Origin of the sequence: Mesorhizobium sp. M7A.F.Ca.MR.362.00.0.0 (assembly GCF_004023175.1) — a bacterium.
GTDB lineage: Bacteria > Pseudomonadota > Alphaproteobacteria > Rhizobiales > Rhizobiaceae > Mesorhizobium.
Genome location: NZ_RZTF01001243.1, coordinates 1 through 214, shown reverse-complemented (window position 1 = coordinate 214; position 214 = coordinate 1). Strand labels below are relative to the sequence as shown.

Here is a 214-nt window from a genome sequence, read left to right as displayed (position 1 = left end):
TCAAATAGATACTACCCAGCAATAGCATTATAGCAGACCTCTTATATGTCTTTCTACAAAAAATTTTATGATTCAATTAAGATATCGGCTGAATATATGGTATGAACTTTGCCTTCATCATCTTCAAGGAGCAGAACGCCTTGATCTGTTATTCCTTTGGCGATTCCTTCTAAAGTACCGTTCAAGGTTGTTGCTTTCACTCGCTTCCCGATAC

General features: G+C 37.4%; 1 protein-coding gene. It reads right to left on the bottom strand.

The genetic code is table 11. From position 1 onward, the window contains the following. Window positions 1-65: 65 nt before the first annotated feature. A complete protein-coding gene (locus EOC06_RS45715; RefSeq protein ID WP_368773625.1) occupies window positions 66-200 on the bottom strand; it encodes a hypothetical protein in 135 nt (44 codons plus the stop codon). Window positions 201-214 lie beyond the last annotated feature (14 nt).